General features: G+C 62.4%; 20 protein-coding genes. 4 read left to right on the top strand and 16 right to left on the bottom strand.

What is annotated here, in order from left to right:
- Window positions 1-111: 111 nt before the first annotated feature.
- The 8 genes from SINAC_RS16400 to SINAC_RS16360 form a co-directional block, all read right to left on the bottom strand.
- Window positions 112-552 carry a transposase gene (locus SINAC_RS16400; RefSeq protein WP_237722565.1) on the bottom strand — a complete coding sequence of 147 codons (441 nt, stop codon included), beginning with the start codon at window positions 550-552 and terminating at the stop codon, window positions 112-114.
- Entirely contained in the window at window positions 552-989 is a 438-nt protein-coding gene (locus SINAC_RS16395; protein ID WP_015246751.1) for a helix-turn-helix domain-containing protein, read from the bottom strand. The genes SINAC_RS16400 and SINAC_RS16395 overlap by 1 nt, the downstream gene beginning before the upstream one ends.
- A gap of 285 nt (window positions 990-1,274) precedes the next feature.
- Entirely contained in the window at window positions 1,275-2,882 is a 1,608-nt protein-coding gene (locus tag SINAC_RS16390) for a transposase (protein ID WP_015245676.1), read from the bottom strand.
- Between the two features lie 249 nt (window positions 2,883-3,131).
- Window positions 3,132-4,220, bottom strand: a complete 1,089-nt coding sequence (locus SINAC_RS16385; RefSeq protein ID WP_015246750.1) for a methyltransferase domain-containing protein — start codon at window positions 4,218-4,220, stop codon at window positions 3,132-3,134.
- A gap of 73 nt (window positions 4,221-4,293) precedes the next feature.
- The gene (locus tag SINAC_RS16380) at window positions 4,294-4,695 is read right to left on the bottom strand and encodes a hypothetical protein (protein WP_015246749.1); all 402 of its coding nucleotides are present in this window, start codon (window positions 4,693-4,695) and stop codon (window positions 4,294-4,296) included.
- Window positions 4,689-5,051 (bottom strand): VOC family protein, encoded by a 363-nt coding sequence (locus tag SINAC_RS16375; RefSeq protein ID WP_015246748.1) that lies wholly within the window; start codon window positions 5,049-5,051, stop codon window positions 4,689-4,691. The genes SINAC_RS16380 and SINAC_RS16375 overlap by 7 nt, the downstream gene beginning before the upstream one ends.
- 870 nt (window positions 5,052-5,921) lie before the next feature.
- The gene (locus SINAC_RS16365; protein ID WP_015246746.1) at window positions 5,922-6,401 is read right to left on the bottom strand and encodes a ferritin-like domain-containing protein; all 480 of its coding nucleotides are present in this window, start codon (window positions 6,399-6,401) and stop codon (window positions 5,922-5,924) included.
- Between the two features lie 137 nt (window positions 6,402-6,538).
- Window positions 6,539-6,892, bottom strand: coding sequence for a hypothetical protein (locus tag SINAC_RS16360; protein ID WP_015246745.1), 354 nt, complete (start codon window positions 6,890-6,892; stop codon window positions 6,539-6,541).
- A gap of 536 nt (window positions 6,893-7,428) precedes the next feature.
- Between SINAC_RS16360 and SINAC_RS16355 the strand changes: the two genes are divergently transcribed.
- The 3 genes from SINAC_RS16355 to SINAC_RS16345 all read left to right on the top strand — a co-directional run bounded on the left by SINAC_RS16355 (window position 7,429) and on the right by SINAC_RS16345 (window position 9,996).
- Window positions 7,429-8,505: an NHL domain-containing protein gene (locus SINAC_RS16355; protein WP_015246744.1), complete on the top strand. Its 1,077-nt coding sequence runs from the start codon at window positions 7,429-7,431 to the stop codon at window positions 8,503-8,505.
- Window positions 8,506-8,703: 198 nt separating this feature from the next.
- Window positions 8,704-9,585, top strand: a complete 882-nt coding sequence (locus SINAC_RS16350) for a YheT family hydrolase (RefSeq protein ID WP_237722506.1) — start codon at window positions 8,704-8,706, stop codon at window positions 9,583-9,585.
- A gap of 69 nt (window positions 9,586-9,654) precedes the next feature.
- Window positions 9,655-9,996, top strand: coding sequence for a hypothetical protein (locus tag SINAC_RS16345; RefSeq protein WP_015246742.1), 342 nt, complete (start codon window positions 9,655-9,657; stop codon window positions 9,994-9,996).
- A gap of 27 nt (window positions 9,997-10,023) precedes the next feature.
- Here SINAC_RS16345 and SINAC_RS16340 read toward each other — a convergent pair whose 3' ends face one another.
- From SINAC_RS16340 to SINAC_RS16305, 8 genes are all read right to left on the bottom strand, one after another.
- Complete coding sequence (locus SINAC_RS16340; RefSeq protein ID WP_015246741.1) at window positions 10,024-10,644, bottom strand: hypothetical protein; 621 nt, start codon at window positions 10,642-10,644, stop codon at window positions 10,024-10,026.
- Complete coding sequence (locus SINAC_RS16335; protein WP_015246740.1) at window positions 10,637-11,941, bottom strand: MFS transporter; 1,305 nt, start codon at window positions 11,939-11,941, stop codon at window positions 10,637-10,639. Before SINAC_RS16335 ends, SINAC_RS16340 begins: the two co-directional genes overlap by 8 nt.
- Before the next feature lie 126 nt (window positions 11,942-12,067).
- A complete protein-coding gene (locus tag SINAC_RS16330) occupies window positions 12,068-15,427 on the bottom strand; it encodes an AsmA family protein (protein ID WP_020466047.1) in 3,360 nt (1,119 codons plus the stop codon).
- Between the two features lie 542 nt (window positions 15,428-15,969).
- Window positions 15,970-18,666 (bottom strand): ABC transporter permease, encoded by a 2,697-nt coding sequence (locus SINAC_RS16325; RefSeq protein WP_015246738.1) that lies wholly within the window; start codon window positions 18,664-18,666, stop codon window positions 15,970-15,972.
- Between the two features lie 43 nt (window positions 18,667-18,709).
- Window positions 18,710-19,669 (bottom strand): ABC transporter ATP-binding protein, encoded by a 960-nt coding sequence (locus SINAC_RS16320; RefSeq protein ID WP_015246737.1) that lies wholly within the window; start codon window positions 19,667-19,669, stop codon window positions 18,710-18,712.
- Window positions 19,656-20,096 carry a GntR family transcriptional regulator gene (locus SINAC_RS16315; protein WP_015246736.1) on the bottom strand — a complete coding sequence of 147 codons (441 nt, stop codon included), beginning with the start codon at window positions 20,094-20,096 and terminating at the stop codon, window positions 19,656-19,658. Before SINAC_RS16315 ends, SINAC_RS16320 begins: the two co-directional genes overlap by 14 nt.
- A gap of 154 nt (window positions 20,097-20,250) precedes the next feature.
- The gene (locus tag SINAC_RS16310; RefSeq protein WP_015246735.1) at window positions 20,251-21,825 is read right to left on the bottom strand and encodes a S8 family serine peptidase; all 1,575 of its coding nucleotides are present in this window, start codon (window positions 21,823-21,825) and stop codon (window positions 20,251-20,253) included.
- Between the two features lie 236 nt (window positions 21,826-22,061).
- A complete protein-coding gene (locus SINAC_RS16305) occupies window positions 22,062-22,469 on the bottom strand; it encodes a hypothetical protein (protein ID WP_020466049.1) in 408 nt (135 codons plus the stop codon).
- A 965-nt stretch (window positions 22,470-23,434) separates the two neighbouring features.
- Between SINAC_RS16305 and SINAC_RS16300 the strand changes: the two genes are divergently transcribed.
- A complete protein-coding gene (locus SINAC_RS16300) occupies window positions 23,435-24,217 on the top strand; it encodes a DUF6065 family protein (RefSeq protein ID WP_015246733.1) in 783 nt (260 codons plus the stop codon).
- Window positions 24,218-24,222 lie beyond the last annotated feature (5 nt).

The raw sequence follows: 24,222 nt of genomic DNA, 5'->3' as shown, positions 1-24,222 counted from the left end.
AACCACGAGGATGCCGAACGTCCCTCCTGTGCTCAATAAGTGACAACTTGTTCTCGGTTCACGATTTGTGCGATATCTTCGTGGCATTCGGGATATAACGATTTTTTCTTGCTAAGCGGCCGGACGTGATCTTTTTAGGGATTTTGATGGAAGGTTCTCGCCGTAGTTGGAGAACCCACTCTGCACGGCGTCTCTCAAGTCACTACGTGTCGTAAAGCTTCGCTGAGGGATCTCCTGATGCTTCACCTGCCGGAACACCGACTTGATCAGGTTCAACTCCGGGCTATAAGTCGGCAGGTAGTACAGATCGATCCCCGAAGCGGACAACACCTGACGCGCCCGTCGCATCACCGCGCTGGTGTGCAAGCTGACATTGTTCAGCACCACCACGCGTGGGCGATCCGACCACGGCAATGCCTTCAAGAAGCCCAGCAAGTCATACGAATCCCAGGTCCGTTCGGCCGTGAAGACCTCGAGCTGTGGCTTGCGGCCGTAGGGATGGTAAGCGGCCATCGCATTGGCCCGTCGCCGTTGCGGTGCCTCGTAGCGAATCAGTTTGCGTTGCTTCGGCAGCGACCAGTTCGCTTCGCTTTGACCGGATTTTGCTTATGCTTCAGGGGCCAGACCGTGCGATGGTAGCTGGCCTCGATTCGCTTGAGGTGGCGGCGGATCTGCCTGGAACCGAGGACAATCCCCTGCTCGGCGAGAGCTTGGTCGAATTGCCGACTGGTCCAGGTTCGCTCCTCGGTGAGCAAGCGTCTCAACTCCTCGGCCACCCGGTCGAGGTGGACGGTGTTCGGGACGGGTCCCGGGCGAAACGGGTACAACGCGTCGAGGCCGCGGGCCAGGAACGCCTGGAGGACGTCGCGAACGGTCTGGCCGCACACACCCAGGTGGATGGCGATCCGAGGGGGCGACCAGCCCGCGTCGGAGAGGAGGATGATCTCGACACGGTCACGGACCCGTGGCGGGATCGGGTTCCGCCGCAAGGCTTGGAGTTCATCACGGGTTGCGTCGTCAATTGGTGTGCGAATTATACAGAATTATAGGAAGACCGAGTCCACCCGCTTAGACCACGGAACCCGATTCTTGCCGGCCCGTCAACTTTCGACGGGCCGGCAAAAAGGCTCGCAGTGAACGCGGCCGTTGACCGGATTTTCGAACCGACGGTTTTTTCGCGATGATCGCGTCGCCGATCGCCACCTCGACTGGACGCGTCTCAGGGGCACCAAAGGGGGCCGGATCGGCCCCTCCAAGCGAAAAACGCTCGGCTCCTACTCAAGAGCGGCCTTGTAGGCCGCAACCCGGTGAATGTTGAGACCGAGGGCACGCAAGAAGCTCGCATAACTGACGGCTGCCCGGCCACGAATTCGGAGCGACGCCATCCTCATCTGGTATTTGAATCGGGACATCGTCCCTTCAATCCCCGAACGCCAGCGATAACGCTCCTTGAACTCGTCCGAATGGTTGTGAAGGCGGCGCAATCGTTGGCGAACTCGGTCATATGTGTATTGGTAACGAGACTCCTTGCGACCCACGGCCGAGGCGCAGCACGACTTATGAAAGGGGCACGCTGCGCAGGTCGCCTCCTCGAAACACACCTGGAGTTTGTCAGCACTGGCGCTCGTTGTGATGGGGACGTGCCCTTGGGGACAGCGGACAACCAGGCCGTGCTCATCGAGCTCGAAGTCTTCGAGCGTCAGCTTCTCTTGCTTGCTTCCTTTGGGTGGCATCGACGGGGAAACCAGATCGACTCCCTGGTGTTTCGCCTTTTCGAGGTTCTCGTTCGAGCCGTAATGCGAGTCCGCCAGCACAACCTCGGGTTTGATCGTGCGCGCGTCGGTATCGGCCAGCGCAGGTTCCAGCGAGGAACCGTCGTGAACGTTCATCGGACCGACGGCGACGTGCGTGATCAGGTCGGGCGGTGGGGGAGGGGCCGTCCCCGTGGGGTCGTCTTCGACGTCGGAATAGGTTTCCATGATCTGGACCAGAAAGCCGACACCTCGATGGGCGTTGTAGGACGCATCGGGGTCGGCCGGGCTCAGAACGTTGCCGCAAGGCATCTCATTAGGTTCTTTGACCCGGACTTGGGGACCGGCTTCGGGATCGTTCTTAACTTCACATTGTTCGGAGAGTACACGGTCGAGTATCAGAAAGCTCGGGAGTTCAAGAGCCGTAGTCCCGCGAAGCTGTGTGACCAAGGCCAGCAGGTCCGTAGCGGCCTCGGGCAGCCGTCGCTTCGACTCGCTCGGCTTGGTGGAGGCAAAGCAAGCATTCCCCTCGCGATCGACATACTTGCGGACCAAGTCCGGGTCGACCTGAGCATGCAAGGCCGGATGGAAACGGCGAAGTTCGCGGAGGAACTTACTGATCGATTCGACGATGATCCCGAGCCGGGTCAGGCCGCGCATCGCCGATTGAATCGCAGTGGAATCCAGGCGTTGCTTGCTCGTGTCCGTGCCGACAGCTTTGATGAGTTGATCGGTCAGGGAGCGGAAGAGGACCTGATCCAGCCCCTTCTCAATGAGCCACTGGCGATAGTTTCTCAGGGTGCGTTCGCAGAGGTAGGCGTCGGACTCTGCCCTGATGTCGAGGGCGTATTGCCAGGTGATATTGAACGCGACGGCCTCGACAGTAGCGGCATCGGTCAAGTCGTGCAGCTGCTGAAGGATCAGTGCCCCGAGAACCATGTGGAGGTCCTTGGTGGGGCGTCCGAGCTGCCGCGAGAACCGCGTGATGAGTTCGCCGACGGGCAAGTGCTCGAGGAGGTAATCCCGGAAGACGCCGGCCCAGGACCGCTCGAGCAGTTGGCGACGCTTGCCGCCGAGATGGTCCCAGGGATCGAAGAGATCGCCGGTCTGGTGATCGCGAATGGTGATCATGCAGATAGCATAGCGCCCTCAGCTGAGTTTGCCAGACTTTTTGCCGGCCCGTCAACTTTCGACAATGTCTCGAACCGTTATCAGGAACAGTTTTGATTTTCAGTATTTTGTTTTAATGATTGTTGAATTCGTGAATTTGTTTTTTTGTTCCGGATGTGGGCTGCGTCTGGAAGTAGTCGGTCGTCGCCTCGTGCCTTGGTTTGGCGAAGTACCGTGTTGTGCCACGAATCTGGCTCTGGTTTTCGGCCGTCAGACTCCCTTGCGAGCCAGCACGTACAAGTGATCGGTTTTTGGTACGCGGGGCACTCGCCACCACATGTGATGCATGAGAAACTGGTCGGCTTTTTGGAGGGCACGGCCGAATCGGCCTTTTGCCGCAGATCGCCTGGGTTGAAACCCAAGCAGGCGACCGACTCTGTTAGGGGTGTAGAGGGCATCGTTATTGTCGTCATCATGCTGCGGGCTGGCGAAATCCAGATCGTACGCCAGGCTCATTGCGGCTCTGTCCAGTGCCGGAAAGCACGCGTCGGTCTCGATCCGTTCGATTTCGAAACCGAAACGTGACAGCAGGTTGGCGAGCGACTGCTTTGTAAAAAGACTCACGTGGCTTGGCGCTGTGTAGTGCAGGCAGAGCGAAGGAAAGAAACGACCGAGCAGGTTGTCGACTGCGGGCGTGGTGATCAGCAAGTGCCCACCCGGCCTGACAAGCTTGGTCAGTTGGCTGAAGATGGCGGCAGGATTGGGAAGGTGCTCGATCACCTCGATGAGAATGACGCAGTCATAGGACTGGCGTTGGAGTTCTGCCGTTGATGAAGCGACGGTAAGGCCGTAATGTTGTCGAGCAAATTCAACGCTGACCTGGCTCAATTCAAGGCCCTCGACGTTCGTGAAGCCGAACTCATCGCGCAATAACGCGAGGAACGCTCCAGGTCCACAGCCGAAGTCAAGGATGTTGAGTGCCTGGTCCCCTCCAAGCCAGGAGGCGAGACGGTGCATGTCTGTGTACATGCTAATGCTGAAGTAGTGGTCCCGTGCGATGCGATTCGCTTCCAATCGCCGGTAGTTTCGGTAGAAAGGGCTGTTGTAGAAAGCGTCGAGAACCTCGTTGGGGGGAACCGGGTTGGCAAATGTGAAGCCGCAGGCGCGGCAGCGGCTATACGGAAAGTGACGGCATGTCGCGAATCTGGCGACAGACTGCGAATCGCAAACAGGGCAGACGTCGAGCCTTTGCCAAGAGCTCATTCCCGCGATCAGGTGGGCATTCAATTCGCCTAAATTCAAGGCACAAGCATAATCCGTATCATGGGCCAAGGGAGAGGATTGCTGCCTGTCAGCCACGATCTCCTCCAGTTTAGAGGTGGGTGGAGATTCAGGTGTTGACTCCGCCAGTTGCCCAACATGAGCCATTAGATCATGGCCGGGGTTGTGTGCAAGGGAATGGTTCGCGAAAATCGAGCAAGATGTTTTTTGTAAATAGATAACAGATTGACACGATTGATTTTTGCGTGTTTTGTTTGTATGCGTTTGGCGATAGGTCGTATTCTCGTTGGATGCCGTGTTGCAAGCCTCCCACGGGGTCGGTGGCCGGTTCAAACCCCGTGATTTTGTGCCCACCCATTCCTGCAATCCGTTTGTGCGAACCGATGCGAGGAATGAAAATGACTCGGTCTGCACCTTGCGTCTTCTCTTGGGAATCCACGACTCTGTCGCGGATCGAACTGGCCCAGGCTGCGGGGTGCATCGATCGCTTGCTTTCGCTCTGGATGATCACGACGATCCGCTCGATCTTGTCGGATTCGCCCTCATTCAGCATGCCAAATCATCGTGAGCGAGGATGTTGAGAAGATGGCCGAAAGGATCGCGGACGTAGAACCGCCGTACGCCCCAGGGCTCGTTTGTTGGGCCGTACTCGATCGGCAACCCCGCAGCGACGACCCGTTGATAGACCTCTTCGAGATCATCCACCTCGATGGACAAGTCTGGTATCGGGGTGCCTGATCCCCCTTCGCTTGCGACGCTGATCTGCGGTGCGGCCAGACTCTCGGCCGCGAAGGTCAAAATCCAGCCGTGGTCCATGACCAACTGCAATCCAAGAATGCCTGTGTAAAAAATCTTGGCGGATTCAACATGCGGGGTCGCGATGTTGGCCACGATTCGTTTCACGACCATCCATACCTCCCGAGATACCGTCGCTAGAAAGAGCAGGATCGCTAACGCAACTCATTTGCGGTTTCAGGTGTTACAGATAGTGCCGATATTTTTGTTCAGTGATGCGGGATCGTAACGCGGCTCCCTCGCGGTTGCAAGAGGGCGGTTCAGGACGTTCCCTCGGGAACCTGGCACGTTGCGAATGCGGACGCGAACTTGTGGTGCACAAGAGCAGGATGTTTGCCTGCTGGCGACGGCGATTCCATCCTCCCTCGATATGGAGATACTTGCGAGGCGGTTGTAAAAGTTGACGAGGGCCGCCTTCATCGCCCGCGCTCGAGGCGTTCCTGCCTTCGATTTCGGCGGTCTCAAACCTTCCCCTGAGAATTCCGTGACGCGAGTCCAGGATGAGCTCTTGAGACGTAACAGGTGATATTGGAAAGGCTTAGGATGAGTTTTGATGGCCTGTGTGCACGGGAGGGGCCGGAAATTGAGGTGGGGGGCCGGCTTTTGGCGGCTCATTTGCTTCTGGTTTGAGCGGGTTCCGGATGCCAATACAGAAGAATGACCTCTCTCGCATTTCAGTGAAACGTTACCAACTCTGACCACGAGTTGTCCCATGTCCCCCCTGTCACACCGATCTCCCGCGATCGAAGCACTTCAGCGTATGATGAGTCGTCTGGCCGACTCAAGTTTGACCATTGACGAAGCGAGCCTCCTTCGTACCTCGATCCACCAGTTGATGGACGCGATCAGCGCGGCGGGGCAGGAATCGATTGTCTGGCCCGCCGAGGAACGCTCGAACCGGGGCGGGCCGGTCTCGTCCGAAGGCGAGTCGACCGGCTCGTTTTGCGCGGAGTGGAGCGATCTCTTGCCGCCCCGGGTTTCGATTCAGGATCGGGAGACGTCGGGAGCGTCGATCCCCAGCGCGGTCGCTAGATCCGTTTGATGCTCCTGCTCGTCGATCAGGATCTCGCGGATATGCTCGGCGATGGCGTACTCACCCAACGCTTCGCATTGGCGGACCCGCTCGCGATAAGCGCGGATCGTATCATTTTCGTTTTCGAGGTCGAATCGGAGCATGTCTTCGGCCTTCTCCGACGTCTTCACGGGCTTGACCGTGACCGTCGGCTGTCCGCCCAGATAGTCAATCTGGCCGGCGATCGTCAGGGCATGAGCCAATTCCTCTCCGGCGTGGACCTCGAGCTCCTTGGCAATGCTCATGTACTCCGCACCCTTGAGGACTTGCGAGTAGACCACATAAGCAATGATCGCCTGGTATTCTCGAGAGAGGTCTTCGTTCAGCAAGGCGATCAATTCGTCGCGCGTGATCGCCTTGCCACTCTCCCTTGCGGTTGACTTGTCGGCCATGGTCCGCTCCCCATTTTGGATTTCGCAACAGACAATAAGATGTGGACTCTTCCCAGCATAAAAGATGCCGAGCGCCGACTTACCTGCAACTCTGGGGGAAGATCAGGTCGCGAATACCATCCAAAATGGTCTTGCCGTCAGCGCCGGTAGCCGCCATACCACCGCCGGAAGCCCGGCGCGTAATAGGGATAGGAATACACGTAGGGGGGATAGAGGTACGACGGCGCGTAGTACGAACCCCCATAACCGTAGCGGTAACCAGGAGCGTAGTAGCCGGAGCGGTAATTTCGGTGCCCGTATCCACCGTACCCCCAGCCGCCCACTCGCCCGTGGCCTCGAGCGTAGCCGCCACCATGATGGTGATAACCGCCCCCACCGTGCCTGCCACCGCCGCCCCGAGCGAGCGCTGTCGACCCCGTTCCCGCAAGAACGGCCAGGGCCAAGACTGTGATTCCCAAGATGCTTGATGTCCGTCCGTGCCAGAGACTCATCGGAATTCTCCTTCGAGAGGCGCGCGCCTGACCGAGGAGCGAGGATCTCTCGCTCTCCCCCTTTTTTTGTTGGCTTCCCTGTGGGCGAGTGTTAGGAAGACTCTCCAGGTCTCATTCCCGCCCGCCATTCTTTTCTACGATGGAAACGGCAGACCGGTCAGAGGTTGCTTATCTTTTTTTTGATGACAATGCCCATGCCTGGTTTGAGCAGCCGCCAGGCAGGCCTCACCGATATTGTCCCATTCCCGATCAAGGAACAGGCGGGCCGCCGACGTCCCAAGGGGACGCCTCGCTCTGGCTTGAGCCGATTCCGCCTCCATGAGGGTTCAAGCTGCCTCGGTTGTCCAGATTGCCCAAATTCATTGGGTGACTGAGTGGGTGATGGATTGTGTGTCGCCACGCGGGCACGAATTTCAACGGAGTCACTAGCAGGGAGTGGGGCCGACGCTAAAATCAACAGAACCGGACTGGCTGACTGCGATTGTCACGGGTCGCTTGGCTTCGACGCCCCACCAAGACTTCCAGGGCCCATTGAAATGGCACTTTTGACCCTGCCGCTGGGAATTTGTTTGCTCGTCCTGGCCGACCCAACCATGTCAACGGCTGTCGGGACCGGCCAGCCTGGCCGTCTTTCGGCGGGCGGGCCTGCGGTTGAGGCGACTCTGAACATGCCGTTCGACGTCGCGTTCGACTCGAGGGGCAATCTTTACCTCTCCGACACGATGAACCACTGCATCCGTCGGGTCGACGGTAAGTCGGGGATCATCACGACGGTCGCCGGCAGCGGGACCAAGGGGTTCTCGGGAGATGGTGGGGTCGCCTTGAAGGCGAAGTTGGACGAACCCTACGGAATTGTGCTCGATTCGCGAGGGAACCTGTACTTTGCCGATCGGCTTAATCGGAGGGTGCGCCGGGTTGATGCGGACTCGGGGATGATTACGACGATTGCGGGGGATGGTTCCAAGACCTACTCCGGCGATGGCGGCCCTGGGGCTCGGGCGGGCCTGGTCGAACCGAACGGAGTGGCGCTCGATTCCCAGGAGGCCCGGCTCTTCATCGCCGATGTGGCCGACCATCGGGTGCGGGTGGTGGACCTCGGAACGGGTCTGATTTCGACGTTCGCGGGAACCGGCCAAGGCAAGTCGGCGGGGGACGGCGGAGCCGCCTCGGCCGCCTCGATCTTCGGTGCCCGGGCGGTGGAGGTGGGGGCCGACGGCACGGTCTTGATCCTCGAACGGCAAGGGAACCGCCTTCGGGGCGTCGACCCGCAGACCGGCCTGATCACGACGCGGGCGGGCACGGGGGCCAAGGGGTACTCGGGTGACGGTGGTCCCGCGACGGCGGCCACCTTCAACGGCCCCAAGGAATTCGCGATCGACCGCGCAGGGGACCTCTTGATCGTGGATACGGAGAATCAGGCCATCCGGCGGATCGATGCTCGGACCGGCCTGATCCGGACGTTGGCCGGCAACGGTCAACGCGGCGGCGAAGGCGACGGCGGTGCGGCCACCTCGGCTTTGCTGGACCGTCCGCACGGCGTGGCTGTGGGGCCTGACGGCGCGGTCTACATTGGCGACACGGGCAACCACCGGATTCGTAAGGTTGGCCCCTGAGTCGGGGAACAACGCTTCTCAAGGCCGGAAGAGACGGACCTTTAGGCAATTGTTATGACCACCTTGATGGCACCACGATGCTCGGACGCAACGATTCCCCCCTTCGTGCCTCATCCCTGGGTGCGTGGCGGGCACACCCAGACGATCGTGGGCCGATACCTCCCCGGGCCGCGGACCAGATTTCCATCGACGTCTCACGTGATTGAGGTCGACCAGGGGGATCGACTCTGCCTCCTGGATTCGACGCCGGAGGGCTGGACGCCCGGGGACCCGGGCGCGGTCCTGATCCACGGGCTCGGCGGATGTGCCCGCGCCCCCTACGTGGTCCGAGTGGCCTCGCGTTTGCTGCGACTTGGGATTCGGGTGGTTCGAATGAATCTCCGTGGGGCCGGGGCCGGGTTTGGGCTGGCCAGGGGGATTTACCATGCGGGCCGCACCGAGGACGTGCGCTGGGTGGCCGAGTGGTTGGCGTCCGCCGCGCCTGGCTCGCCGCTCGCCGTGGTCGGGTTTTCCCTCGGGGCCAACCTCGCCTTGAAGCTGGCGGCGGAATCCGCCGACCGGCCAGTGGAGGGACTCGACTCGGTCTTGGCGGCCAATCCGCCGATCGATCTGGCGGCCTGTAGCCAGCACATCCAGCGTCCGGAGAATCGGATCTACGACCGCAACTTCGTGCGCCTGCTTCGGGCCGAGGTCGCCCGGTTGGAAGCCCATTTCCCCGACCTGGAACCGATCAATCTGACGCCTGTAAAAACGCTCCTCGACTTCGACGAACTTTACACGGCGCCGAGGAACGGTTTCGCGAATGCAACCGATTACTATGCCCAGAGCAGTTCCGGTCCTTTGATCCCTCGAATCCAGATTCCTGGCCTGGTCATTCATGCCGAAGATGACCCGTTTATCCCTCCTGATCCATTTCGCCATATCGTGTTTCCCGCCACTTTGGCATTGGAATTGAATCAAAGTGGGGGACATCTCGGCTATTTCAGCAGGACGCGATGGGGGGGGAATCGTCGCTGGCTGGATGCGCGGCTTGCAGCTTGGCTCGCCGCGCGTTGGGGACGTCCGAATCCGCCTGGTTGAGGCGGCCTCTCGGCCTTGAGCGACATCCCACTTCGATCCGATGAGTAATAAAGGGAAGCGAGAACCACAATGCCTGACCGGCTTTTTAATAAGTATCGAGCGGCGATCGAAGTGCTGCAGAGTGGTCGCGACGTCCTGGTCGAGGGCCTTGCCAACGAGATCCTCGAGCAAGGGGAAGACTTGATTGAAGGGGGATTCCTCTTCAACGAGTTCCTGGAAACCCAGGGGACTCGACTCCATTTTCTCGGCTTGCTGGTGAGTCAACTCGAGCAGTCGGCCGAGATGCTCGAAGAGGCCCACATTCCCCCGCCGCCTCCCCCTCCCAAAGCCTCGCCCAAGCGACGGCCGCGAGCGAAGGCGAAAAAGCTTGAGCAGCAAACCCCCAAGAAGGGGTCGACAGACGAGCATTAGTGTGTGCGTGAGAAGTGTGTGCGGAGTTCAAGCGTCACGGTGCCGGGCGGGGCGATGGACTTCGCCCCGAACAAACGCGGCAAGTTGTTCGGGAAGGCTGAGGTTGAGCTCGTAAGGGATCCAGTCGCCGGTGGATTCATCCAAAAGCGCGGCCTGGACCGAGCCTTGCGGGTTGATTGACGGGTTACACCAGATCAACCGGTCGTCCTCGTTGGTGAACCCTTGGCCGTCCCACTGCCCAACCCCTCCCACGGCGGTCCGCAGCGCGGTTCGGATCGCACGAATCGCCTCGACGGCCTCGGGGGATTGGCTCATCGGTTCCGGATAGACCCGGATGGCATAAATCGCCCGGACGGCTTCCAGGTAGTCGCTCAGCCAACGAACGGCCGAGGGGGGGCCGCCCGATTCGAGGCTGTCGATGAATTCGGCCACCTCTTCGGCCCCCAGCGTGTTGAGGCCGACCGGGTTGCGTTCAATGGTGGCCCAGACGTTTTGGGAGTCGTTCGGCTGGGGGCCGATCGCCAGATAGTTGCCGACCATTCCGGGATGATCGACCGACCAGACCGCGCCGATGTGGGCGGCTCGCTGCAGGGTGGACAGGGGGATTTCCCGATCACTGGTGGTCAACAGGCGAAGGTAGTCACCCATCGGTCGACTCCGTGACGAGGTGGCCCGTGAGAGCCACTGAACCCCGCACACCATCGTTTCCCAAGGGATGCGCCTCGTCGGTGATGTCGACTTGTGTTTTCGTCGCGCAGTCAGGGCGGAAACGCGCACAGAAATAGATTAACAGTGCCACATCAATCAGGCAAGGGATTAAGAATACCAGGGCGGAATCCCTTGAAAACCAGGTAGATATTTCACCGGCAAGCACGCTTCCCAGGAGCGAACCTATCCCCGTGGTCAGCACCGTCAAAATTGCTTGTGCCCCAGCGCGTCGCTCGGCCGGAGCGCGGCTGTCCATGAACACTTGCCCCCCGATCGTGAAGCAGGCGACACCGATCCCTTGGAGCGGGATGCCCGCCAGGACCACCCAGAGGGGAGGGTCGACCGCGAGACTCAAGAATCGGACGGCCAAGGCGGCGATGCCGAGCGCCAGGGTCCCCTGAAAGCGGAAGCGATGAAACATCCAAGGGAGGACGGCCAAGGCAGCGATTTCCGGAACCTGGCCGAGCGTCATGGCCGTGGAGATCCAGGCGCGTGGCAACCCGCGCGACTCCAGATGGGTTGGCAAGACCTGGTAGATGAATGGCGTCGTTAAGCAGACGCAAAAGGCTGTCCGCAAGAACACCGAGATCTCGCGACGGCGGAGCATCGCGACCGCAGCGCGCAGGCCCGAGGCGGTCTGGGCGCCGACCGCCAGCGGGGGGGTATGCGGTAACGTCAGACTGTAGACGGAAAGCACGAGCGAGAGACCGGCCGCGACCCAGAATGCTTCATAGGCCCCCTGCCCTGCTCGCGACGAACCCAGGTGCGACATCAGTAACGAGACGAACCAGCCGGAGACCATCCAGCCGATCGTTCCCCAGAGCCGCACCCCGGCAAACTCTTTTTGCGGGTTGGCCAGGTTCCGAAAGGCGAGCGATGCGCCGATCACGGTCGTCGGAGCCATGACGAGCCAGTAGGCCAGGAACCAGGCGAACAGTGACCAGGGCGTGACCGAGACTCCCCAGGCCAAGGTCGCCAGGATCGCCGTCCCCACCACGTAGGCGAGGGCCAGGAACCGTTGGGCCGGCATCAGGCGGTCGACCAGTTGGCCCGCCCCCAAGGGCATGGCGAACGACCCGAGAGCCAGGGTTGCGAAGATCCACCCTCGTCCCCTGCCGTCGATGCCGAGGTCCCGGAGGTGGACCGCCAGGAGCGGCCAGAATGCCCCCTGGATCGCGTAGATCAAGGCCATCATCCCGGCCAACCGCCACCGCGTTCGTGCGTAGCTGCCCCCCACCGTCGGGTTCTCCTGACTCGTTACGGACCGGGATCGTTCAAAAATGAGGACTTCAAAATGCACTGACATCGTGCATCATTGATTCAAATGAGAGAAAAAAAGGCCTCGTCGAGCAGGGTTCGGCGCTCAGGGTTCGAGGCCTCGTTGACGTCTGCGCTCGGCCTTGCGTTCCAGGCGATTCGCCCTTCGTTCCTGGAAGGTGGGGGGTGGGGGGGCGTTGGGGTCGCGGGGCTTTTGAAGCTGCTTGAACATCTCGAGAGCGCCGCGCGCCATGCCGTTGCCGAGGACGGATTGGGCGAGGTTCTTGAGCGAGAGGTTCATGGCGTCGCGGTCGATCTCCGGGTTCTTGAGAGTTCCCCGGATGGGCACGCTGATCCGCTGGTTCTCCACCAAGGCGCTGAGGACGGGCGAGTTGCCCACCATGGCCGCCGTGATCGGCAGGCTGGCGGTGAGCTGGAGGTTGCGGTCGAAGTCGACCCAGCCGTCGAGCTCGACTCGGGTGAGCTGGCCGAGCGGCAAGGCCAAGCCCTGCTGATAGACTCGGCGGTCGGCGATGGTCAGCGCAACCGGTTCATCGAGCTTGATGGTGGGTCGATCGGTCCGGCCGAGGAGGATGAGAAGCTGGTCGGCGACCGGGCCGGGGAGGAACTCGACATCCTCGAACTTGACCTCGCCCTCAACCTTGGCTTCCCGCTTCACCGGGCCGCCGATCGGGAACTCCGCTTCTTCCAGGTTGACGGAGACCCGCCCGTGAGCACGTGTGGCTCGATCGAGGACAGGTGCCACATAGGAGAGGAACCGGCGCGAAACTTCATCGTTGATCTCCGCGTTTGCGATTGACGAGCTTCCGTCGAGCCTGATCTTCGACCCCTGCTCACGATCGATCGTGAGCAAGGGTTCGAGGTGGATCCGGCCGCCGTTCAGTGAGGTGTCGATGACGTCGATCGCGAGCCTGCCTTCGCGGGTTCGCGCGACGATCGGCAGGGGACCGACGCGGAGCCCGTAGATATTGGCTTCGGCCAGCTCGAATCCGAATTCGAGGTCAATCGACTTGAGGAAGCCGGGCAACGATTCGCCCGCCAAGGGGCCACGGATCTTCCAAGGGCGAGGCTTGCCCGAGACGCGGGCCCCGGGCTCGACGCGTTCGGAAAGCAGGGTGTTGATCGCGTCCCAACGGGGTGACAGGGTTCCGTGCAGGTCGGCGATGCGCTGGCCTTTGGGCTCGGTCAGGCGGCCGGAACCCTCGAGGGTCGCGTACCGGCTGGTGAGGACGAGCTCGGCCACGTCGATCGCGTTCGCGTTGGTGGGGTACAACACGTTGAGCGAAAGGGCGATCGGCCCTTCGTCGCGAACGCTGTCGTTGGCCTGGCCGGAGGTCAGGAGCGGGTGGAGGTCAACCTTCCCCACGAATCGAAGGCCGTCCTCGCTGGATTCGGCCGTCGCACGCGCGGACCAGGGGCCAGTCAGGCCCCCGTTCGAGGTTTCGAGGTTGGGCCCGATGAGTTGTCGCAGGGCCTCGAGGTCACCGGCGAACCCCACCGAGGCGCGAAGCGCTCCGGTTCCGCCGAGGCCCGAGACTTGCATCCCCTCGGGGGCCATCGCGATGGCCGATGGTCCCGGACTTGCGGTGGCGGGGGTCAAGACGAACTCCCCCGCCTTGCGGTCGTAACGCCCCTTCGCGTTGAGCAGGATTCGTTCATCCCCTGGTTTCGCGTTCTCGGCGAGCGCCGCGATGGAGACCGCGAGGCGGTTGATGTCGATGCCGGTCGCGTTCCACTGGGCTTCGAGGTGCCCCTCGGCGCGGTGCGGTGGATCGACCCAAGAAATGGGGGCCTTGGCATCCAGGGTGACGGAGTTCGCGTCCTGGCCCGACCGGGTGGCGAGCTTGACGGTCGTGTCGCCGCTGGCGAGATCGAGCCGAGCTGTGTTCCAGGAACGAGGGAGCCCCGAGGCGGTCGCCATCCCGTCGAGCGCGAGATCGAGGTGCAAGAGATCGCGTTGGAGCGGGCCTGCCGCGAGGCCGTCGACCTGCAAGCCACGGAGGTCGGAGGTCAGGTGTCCCTGGAACCGGGTCCCGGCTCGTCGATAGTGGCCCGAGAGATCCCCCCCGCCGGCCAGTTCGATGGCACCGAAGTCGAGCAAGTCGCGAAGCTGGCGTTGGAGGCCGCCGAGGTCGATGGTCCCCGACCAATCGATTCCGCGGTCGACATCCCCCTGCCCCGTCATGTTCAAGAACGCGGTTCGCACGGTCATCCGCTCGATCGCGACTCCTTGGTCTCGGCTCGCCAGTCTGCCGGTCAGCGTGGCCGGCTCATGGAGCGTGAAGCGACGCCCAAGATCCTCCGCTTCGAGGTCGCTGATTTTCGCCTCGACTTCCCAGGCCTGTCCTTGGCCTTTGGGATCGTCCCGCGATTCGATTCGCACTTCGGCCGAGCCCCGGTCGAGCGTGATCCCATCGCGCAGTCGGAGTGCATGCGGCAACTGACGCGCGAGTGCGGCGAGGTCGAGCGTCCCCTCAACCTTCGCCACGGCGTTGGCTGAGGCCGGTCGCTGGCCGCTCGCCTTGATCGAGCCGAGGGGCGAGGTCAGGTCGAAGTGGCGGACGACCCACGTCCCCTCGGTTGCGGTCAGGTTCCAGGCCCCGGTGACGCGGTCGAGCCGGAGGTGGTCGCCAGCCAGCCGCGAACCTGTGGCGTCGACGTCGAGGAGCCCGACGTCTCCTGAGACAGCCCATTTCCCCGCATCACGCCCGAGTGTGAACTGGCCGTCAAGCTGCCCCGCCGATTCCAGGCCAGGCACGCTCAGGGCCCAGGGCCAGCGTTGCGCCTTGACCTCCACGGCCAGGGTGTTGGCCGGTTTCCAACGCTCGAAACGGCCCCCAATATGCAGCGTCGCCGAATCTGGAATCGCAGCCTTTTCCAGCTGAAGATTCCAGGCGATTGGCCGGGGGGCCGCCGGGACGTCCAGCGTCAGGTTCGCGCGCTCGGCCGTCACCGGGACCGGCTGCCCCGCGGCCCGGAACCTGAGCTTTGCGTGTTGCATGCGAATGTGCAGATCGGTGCGTGGATTTTTGCCGAGGACTGGTCTGATCGCCTCGTACAGGTCGATCGAGCCGTCGGCCCGCCGCTCCACGTCGAGGTTGGCGCTCTTGAGGTCGAACGTCCCGAGCCGAGGGCGTTCGAAGAGAATCTGCCGCAGGTTCCGGTCCCAGACGGCGCTGGGCGAGGTGATGACCTGGTCCTGCTGGGCGTCGCGGAGCACGAAGTGGGTCAGCCGGGTCGGGCCGAACCAAGAGAACCGGATCGTGGCAAAGTCGATGCCGGCGGGCGCGAGCGCCCGGTTCGCCCGCGTGAGCAGCCAGTTCCGAGCGGGTCTCGTCCCCAAGCCCCAAGGGATGGCGGCGATTGCGGTCACGAGGAGGATCAGCACCGTCGCCAGTACCCTCCAGCGGCGCCGAGTCATCCGACCGAGGTTTGTGGTTGCCATGAGTCTCTTTGGATGAGCTCCTCTTTCGTGTGTCCCTTGCCCTGGCCGATCCTCATCGCGGCCGCGATCGAAAGGGACTCGACTCGCGTCCTCTTTCGCTATCTTATCCGCGTGGAGGGGGTAAGAAACAGGCAGGCTTGGGAGAGATGGGGGAAGAGGAATGGAGGCGGAAACGCCCTGGGGACTCAATCTCAAGGATCAGAAGCTCTGAAAGAGCGGCCTAATGGGTCGCGCCAACGGGACCGAGATCACAGACCTTGCACTCGGATGAGGCTGCCTTTTTTTTGTGTATTTATAAAATGTAAATATGCTGATTTTTATTGGCGTTGCCTCGGGCTGTCTTGGAACGTTCTGCTGGGGCGAAAACCGGCGAGAGCGTGTGCAACACGCCGGTCAATCGCGCTAAGCTATTGGTCGCGGTTTCCTTTGATTTTCTGATGGGTTACCACGGCCAAACCTATGCTGCTGGGTGCCACGGGTTGAGTCCAACCCGTGGCACTCAGAAACTGACGAGCTATTCAAAGAAAGACCGTGCCAGCGGCTTAGGGCAAAGGGAACACCAAGCTGTCGACGGAAATCCTTTGGAGTTCAGGCGCAGCCACTGCAATCGGGTCCACTACGCCAAGCTTCGGCCCGACGCTGAAGAGCAGCCATTGTCCCGGCCTGACCGCGTAGAGGTCGCCTCTGCGCATAAATTGGAGGTTCAGCCTCGGGACCCTCTCTCCTCGCGAACGCAGGTAGCCGAATGGCTGGGCCGAATAGGGGTCGAGCGGCAGGCGGTCGAGCAGGTCAGGGACCAGGGCGTCGAGGGTCTCGGGATACGTCCCATCGTGGGTCTGGTTCCAGGCCCGAAGCGCGATCACTTGGACGAGTCCCCGGCGGCCCACCATCGCGAGCTTGAGGTGTTCGGAAAACCATGTGTACGAGAGGACCCTCGCGGCCAGCGGGCTGTTCCTCTGGCGGTTCTCGGCCTCTCGGAAAGTGGTGATACTTGGCGACGGTTCCGACTCGCTCGCCGACGCCGCGATCAGTCGTTTGAACTCTGCCCGACAGACTCGCCGGGCGCGTTCGCGCTCCCACGAGGGATAGAGCAGCATGGTCTCGTAGATGCGTGTCGGGATCGGTCGCGTGCGGGGACCATTGATCGCCACCTCGAGTTCGGCACCCGAGAGGTCGAGTGCCCGCTCCACGAGCGGAGCCTCCGCTTTCATGACATCGCCGAGTGTGGGGAAGGGTGGCAGCGCCCGGAGGTCGGTCAACGCCTTGCGGAGGAGGTCGGGCGTCTGCTTGTCACCGGCTGCCCAGTCGAGCGCCAGCATGGTCGCCTGGCGATCGATCGCGAGGGCGTTTTGCGTCACGAAGGAAGTCGGGCCGGCCTCGGTCATCTGTCTGGCCATTCGATATTGGGCGAGGATGTCCTCCCAGGCGCCTGTCAGGTTGTCCTGCTCCAGGCACCCGCGCCCGTGCTGGTCCAGCAGCCAGGCAACCCGGCTGATGTCGCCGCTGGTCGGATCGGGATCGGAACCGCCCCCGAAGAGAGGTCGATAGGGGAGCTGGGGCGGTGGCATTTCCGTGGCCTGTTGGATCCGCTTGATGAAATCCTGGTTCTTGTTGAGTTCCACCCGCAACCGGCTGATGTCGGGGGGACGTCCCCCTTGGACTTTTGCTCCTACTTCTGTCGCGGCTATCCCGTACATCGGGAGGATTTCCATGGCCAGGCGGTGATAGGTTGTGGCGGTCTTGTCGGATCCCGGAGGTACGATTCCGGAGGGGGCCGAGGCGGCGACCATCACCGGGCCGGGATCGGGCACGCCCCAGGCGCGGTTGGCGATGAAGGCGGCCGAGAAGACGACCGAGGGCGCGACCGCGTACCCAGCCAACCGAAGCCAACGAGCGGGGCCGGGCCGGGCGTCGAGCCAGTCACCGGCCCAAGCCCGAGAGATGATCAGGAGCGCGATCGGCGTGAGGAGGAGGGTCCAGTGGGGCACCATTCCCAGGATCGCCAGGCCGGACTGCAACGGCACGATCGCCAGCCAAACGACCACCGCGATCATGCCCGCCGTGATCCGACGCCGGAACACCATTCCGGCCAGCGTCCCAACCGCAAAGGCGTTCGCGATTGGGGCGATGGCGATGAGGACCGGCTGGAATGTATGCGACGGTGTGAACCACAGTAAGCCGAGCTTTTGCCATTCGTGCGGCCGGCAGACTGAGAACATCACCAACATGATCAGAGCCGTCGCCGCCAGACCGTTTCCCCAGGCCCGCATCGTCCTGGACCAGATCGGCCCAGGGCCGACGCCGAGGTGGAGCAGGAACCGTTGCGACTCCGTCGCCGTCTCGCCACCGAACACTCCCACGCCCGTCACCAGCGCCGCCAGGACACAGACAGAGAAGAGGGTGATAGGCAGGACATCGACATCGCCTACCCTTGAGGCAGCGAACAAGAAGGCTAAGGCGGCCCAGACGGCCGCCGATGCGCCGAGCCACATCCAAAAGCCCTCGCGCTTCGCCTTCCACGCCAGGGCCTTGGTGGATGAGGCCGGTCGCAGTCGGATCGGCCTCGCGCGTCCGGCCGGCGTGTTGGCCGCATCCTCTTTCAGGAACCAAGGCGACCACCCCGCGAGGGGTCGCCAGACGATCGCGACGGCCGACGCCGCCAGGGCCAGCGTTGCCATCAACAACCGGGCGGGGATCACCGAATCCGAGATGAATTCGACCTTGGCCCCTCCGCTGGCGATGTACGAGACCTCGCCGACGCAAAACAAGGCCAGGGCCCCCGCAACCATCGGGTTCCGCAGGAGCGCCGACCAGAGCAGGCCCCAGGCGACCGCCTCGAACAAGAGCGTGCCGTAATGCCCGATGAAGTCGGCCTTCCCGGGAAGGTCCCCCCCGTTGGTCGAGCCGAGGTAGCCCAGGGCGAGCATGATGAGGGCCAGGCCGAGCGTTGAGGCCAGGGCGAACGTGGTCTTACCCAGCCAGAGCATCCTGCGATTGACGGGCAGGGCGTCGAGCAGGCCGAGCGTATTCGTCTCACGCTCCCCGGCGAATGCCGCCGAGGCCGTCACGAACGCATAAATCGTCGCCCAGCAAAGGGCGATCAGCATCAGAAGGCCGGAGCGGATCCCTTCCGCCCCCGAGGCCAGCAGGACCCATTGCAAGAGGACGCCGGCCCCGAACAGGACCGGCCACGCCGGCCACAGGGTCCGCGTTTCCTTCCACCACAGACGGGCGATCATGGGAGGCTCCACGAAAGGAGGATCGAGCGGGATCGGGGTCACCTCACGCCAGGACGGCCGCGAACGACGGCGCCACCGTGGCCGGAACACGTCGCCTCATATAAGCAATATAGATTTCTTCCAGGCCCGGCGTTTCCACCTCCAGACCGGTCACACCCGGCAGGCCCCGGAGCGCCGCAATCGCCTCGCGGTCGGTGGCGTGGATCAACCAGGACGATTGCCTGGGGGCGTCGTCGGCGTCGATCAATTGCCACTCAGGGCCGAACGGCAGGCTGGTCGGGCGAGCCGGGCCGTCGAGTGTGAACGAGACCCGGAATGTCCGGGCCTTGAGTTCGTCGAGTGGCTCGGCCAGGATCAACTTCCCCTTGTGGACCAGGGCGACGTGGCTGGCGATCCGCTCGACCTCGGCGACCTGGTGGCTCGACAGCAGTACCGTCCGGCCGCTCCCGGCCAGGTCGACCATGCTTTCCAGAAACTCGCGGCGGACCAGCAAGTCGAGTCCCGAGGTCGGCTCGTCGAGGATCAAGAGGCCGGGGTCGGGCGCCAGGGCCAGGGCCAAACCGACCTTGGCCCGCATCCCCTTGGAAAGGGCCTTGATCTTGCGGTCGGCCGGGAGGTCGAACCCTTTGATCAGGTCGGCATACCGGCCTTGGGTCCCTTCGGGACCGCCCGGGGCGTCGGGCCGGAAGCCGGAGGCGAACCAGCCGATCTCGGCCGCCGTCATCCAGTCGTACAGAGTCGGCGTCTCGGGCACATAGCCGACCTTGCGGCGGACCTCCTCCCCCTGCTTCCCTGGGTTGAGCCCGAGCGTCTCGACCCGGCCCGCGTCGGGGGCGACCAGGCCGAGCAGCGTCTTGATCGTCGTCGACTTCCCCGCGCCGTTCTCGCCCAGGAGGCCGAAGACCGAGCCGGTCGGGACGTCGAAGCTCAGGCCATCCACGGCCGGCCGGCCCCGATACCGGACGGTCAGCCCCTCGATCCGAATCGCGTTATCCTCGTTCATCGACCACCCCCGTCCCGTTGGTGCCGCTGCCCCCGTCGCCATTGCCATCGCCGTTGCTGCGCGCCCACTCCTCGTGGAGGATCGCCTCGATCTCGTCGCGCGGAAGGTTGCTTCGCCTCGCCTCGTTGAGGGCGTCGCGGAGCCTCTGGCGGACCGTCGCATGCCGGTCGTCCTGGCACATCACAGGCGCACCCACCGCGACCTGTAGCCCGGTTCCGCGCACCGATTCGAGGATCGCCTGTCCCTGGAGGTCGCGGTATGCCCGCGCCACCGTATTCGGGTTGACCACCAGCTGCTTGGACAACTCGCGCACCGAAGGAATCAACTCCCCCGGCCGCAGCAGCCCCGCTGCCACCGCATTCTTCACCTGGTCAGCGATCTGCGCGTAGATCGGCCGACCATCGGTCGTGTTGAGCTGGAAGAGCATCGCGTCCCCTCAACTGCTGTGTCAGTGAACTGATACAGTATTGGGGTGAGGCTCGTCGGAGTCAAGCCGGAAATGTGACAAGTGTCCCTGGCCGCGTGAGGGGCGGCCGGGGACGTTCGGGGGATTGGGGTTCTGGGCCTATCTCGCTCGGACATTAAGGCATGGCTAGGGCGGCGGCCACGGCTTTGGCGGCATTCACGTGGCCGAAGCCGAACTTGTCGCTGTGGCCGGTGACGGGGTTGTGATCGGGGCCAATGCGGTCTGCGGTCTGTGCCAGAATGTCCTTGAGCTGTTGCCGAGTCAGTCCGGGTTTCACCGAGAGCACCAATGCCGCCACGCCAGCGGCCAAGGGCGTGGCCGATGACGTACCGCCGAAACGGTTGGTGTGTCGGCCGTCGGTTCCTCCGGCCGAGACGGTGCCCAGGTTGAACCCGCGACCGGGCAGCGAGACGTCGGTGGTGAAGATGCCCGCAATGCCGCCGCTCGATGGGGCCACCACCCACAGCTCCGGTCCCACATTCGAGTATGCAGCGAGCATTCCTTGATCGGTCGAAGCCCCGACTGCGATGGCGTCCGGATGCGATGCGGGGAACCCGACGGCGGCGCCGAAGTCGTTCCCGGCAGCGCAGAATACGGCCGAGCCCAGGCCGTTGCGTCCCAGCACTCCGGCGTCCTGGATCGCCAATTCGATGTCGGGACTTGTCGGCCCTGACCACGAGCACGACAGGATGTCGGCGTGCAGCGCCGCATAGCGAATGGCGTCGGCCACACGGGCGTCAGAGGCCAGGTTATCGGCGTGGAAGATCTTCACCGCCAGGATCCGGCACTTCGGGGCGATGCCTAATGCTCCGCCTGCCTTGCCCACCGCAGCGATCACTCCCGCGCATGGGGTGCCGTGGATGTCGTTGCCGGTCATCTCGTCGAACGGGAACTGAAACAACTTAGGCCGGGGGTTGAAATGCTCGGGGTTGGTGTTGTCGGGGATGAAGAAGTCACGTCCACAAAGATCGAGCGGTTGAGCCGGGTCGGGATTCTTGCGGATGTTCGCCTTAAGATTCGGGTGCTCGACGTCGATGCCGTCGTCGAGCACCGCGACGACCACTTTGGCTTTGCCCAGCGTCTTCGCCCAGGCACCTGCGGCTTTCACGTCCTCGTTCTTCTTCTGCCCGGCCACTTTGGCGCGGTTCTCCAGATGCCATTGCTCATCAATGATCGTCGGCACGACCGTGCGACGGAACTCGGAGACGAAGTTCGGCGTGGCGAAGACGATCTCCTCCAGTTCCCCGCATGCGTTGGCCACCTCCACGATCCCTGCTCCGGCGCGTTTGCCCGCGCGATCGTAGGCCACGACCTGGTCGGGAACGAGGGGGTTTTGGGAGCGGACGGCCAGCCCCATCTTTTTCAGGATTCTGTCCCGGACTTTATCCGACGTGCCCGCCTTGAAGCGGACCACCACCTCTTTATAAACGACGCGAAGCAAGCCAGTCCCTGTTTCTCGAAACACGGCCGGCGGGGCTTCGGCGATCGTTTGGGCCTCACGGGCTTCCATCGCTAAGGTGGCCGCCCCGGGCATGCCCATATCCAGGAACGCCCTGGCGGCCCGAGTGATCCGTGTTGAAGTTTGCTCGGAGCCGGCCAGCCGGAACACCGGCCCACCGATACTCGGCTCAACCTCGGTTGAAACTTCCTCTAACTCGACCCGCTTGCCGGTGGCGCTTAAGATGTGCATGATTGGTTTATTGTGCTCGCTTATCTATCTTAGATATTGCCTGCATCGGCATGATTGCTCGTTCATTCGAGCCGCCGCCCATTTGAGCGTGCCCCGGCGTCGGGGTCCAAAAGAAAATCCTCCGTATTCGAAAGATTGCGCCGCGCAAGCGCAAGCAAAGCCCGCTCCGTTGGCCGGACCGAGTCGCTTTGTTGCCGAGTGGAGTACGATCCGAGGGACAAGGGTCGTCCCAACGCTTATTCGCGGCGATACGTGCCCAGCGTTTCGGGCCAGACGCGTTGCACGAGATCGTCGTCCTCGCGGATCCGTTCAATCAACTCATCCACCGACCCTTTGGCTCCCTTGGCAGGGCGGAACGAGACCTGGCTGGGGATGTAGTCATTGCGTTGCTCGACGGCCAAGCCCAGTGGTTCGGCGAATGCCTTCAGTTCCTGATCCGACGGCGATCTCTTGAACCGGACCAGCACCTGGCCGGTCGGGATCTTCGGTTCTCCCTTCTCGTCCCACAGCAGAGGCTGTACCTCGGTCTCATCACCCAATAGCGTGCGTATCCGGTCAAGCAATTGCGAGGGATCGGCTGCCGCCGGGCCGACCGTCAGCAGGTACCGGCCGGGATGGCCCGCCAGCGGCTCCCACTGACCCATCTCCGCAATCTTCTCCTCAGGTCTTTCCGAGAGTTTGGACCTTGGGATAGTGACCACGAAGGTCGTCGTGCTTGCCCTTGATTTTATGTCCATGGCCGTGCACTCCATCCGGTTGGCACGCACCGCTCACGTCGGCGCGGATAAGGAACGGTGCCCCAACCACTTCTATCTTACGCCCTCACCCGCTCCGCGTCACCTCAATGAATTCGGCCCGCGCACGCTCCATCCCGTACGGCCTGGTCATTCCCGGCGCCATCTCGGTCGTCTCGCTCGGCGACCTTGACGGCGACGGCTGAGTCGACCGCGTTCGAGGCGTGGACCACCCGCAAGTCCGTCCGCTCACGCTCGGGCGATCCCGTCTACGTGTCCTCAGCGAGTGATTCCGCCGGCCCTGTCCTGCTTTTTCGTTCGACGTTCAGGGCAGCAGCGAGGGGGCGTCCACTGTGCGTCTACGGTCAGCCGGAAGTGGAGGCGGAGTGGTTTGGACGTTTGGCTTGCTGGCAGTTGGAAGCATCTTGACCACGCAGAAAAATTACGTAAGTGAGCCGTTTCCTGTCAGACTTCCTGAAGGAGTCGGCTGTGATTGACTGCTTTTTATTGCTACTGGGCCGGCGTTGAGATCGCTTGGGCGAGCGAAACGTCGATTTTCAGGCGAGTTCCCTATCTTCGGCTTCTTTGACTGTTCCATTGGTTGGTCAGGAAACGGAGGTGCTGAGCTGAGATGGCCACACGGGAGCTTCGCTTGACAGTGGGATCTGCGTGAGGAAGATGTTGGGGGTGACCTCCGGCCACGATTCGCTTGATTACGATACGCCGTATGGAGGAGAGCCATGTTCTCCGAGTCGTGAATTTGTGTGCATGCGTATTCGTGGCACGGATCGCGTCAAGAAAAATAAGCGGTCGTTGATCCGATACCTTCCGCTTCCGAGGCGGAGACTCACGCTGAAGGTCCAGGACCCGAGCTAATGAACCAAGCCAAAAATCAGTTTTATGCTTATGAGATGAGCGATGTCTCGCATATGCCGATCACAACGGCCCAGGTTGGCCGCGACTGGATGGACGCGTCGGAACGTCGGTATGCGTACCGCTGCTTGCCCCTGACGATTGCGAATCAGGCCGGCTGGGTGATCGGCTGTCCGGCCACGTTCGTCGTCAATTGGGACGGTCGAAACTTGCGGGAGGGCCTCCGGATTGACTTCGAGCCCGGACCCGAGCATCGCGACTCCCGGGTCTTGAGTCACTTCGGTAGCGGCATTCTGACCATCGCCATCCCTTACCTGTTCCGCACCCCGGAAGGGATCAACCTCTGGACGAAAGGGCCGTGCAACCAGTTCAAGGATGGCGCCCAACCGCTCGAAGGGATTATCGAGACCGACTGGCTGCCGGCCACCTTCACCATGAATTGGAAACTGACCAGGCCGAATCATCCCGTTCGCTTTGTGCGTGGCGAACCCATTTGTATGGTCGTTCCCATGGCCCGTGGCCTGGCCGAGCGCTTGGAACCGCAGCAACTTCCCGTGCAGGCCAACCCTGAGCTTCATCAGCAAGTGTTCGATTGGGCTCGCTCCCGCGCGGACTTCAACGCGGCACTCAACGTGCCGGACAGCGAAGAGGCTCGTCGCGGCTGGCAAAAGGAATACACGCTGGGGGTGATGGCAACCGGGGTTCGCGCCACCGAGCATCAGACGAGTCTTCGCCTCAAAGAATTTGTGATGCCCGGCTCATCGACTCAAATGCCACCGAGTTGAGTCGA

This window comes from Singulisphaera acidiphila DSM 18658, assembly GCF_000242455.2.
In the GTDB taxonomy this organism is placed as follows: Bacteria; Planctomycetota; Planctomycetia; order Isosphaerales; family Isosphaeraceae; genus Singulisphaera; species Singulisphaera acidiphila.
This window is presented reverse-complemented; position numbering and strand designations above follow the sequence as displayed.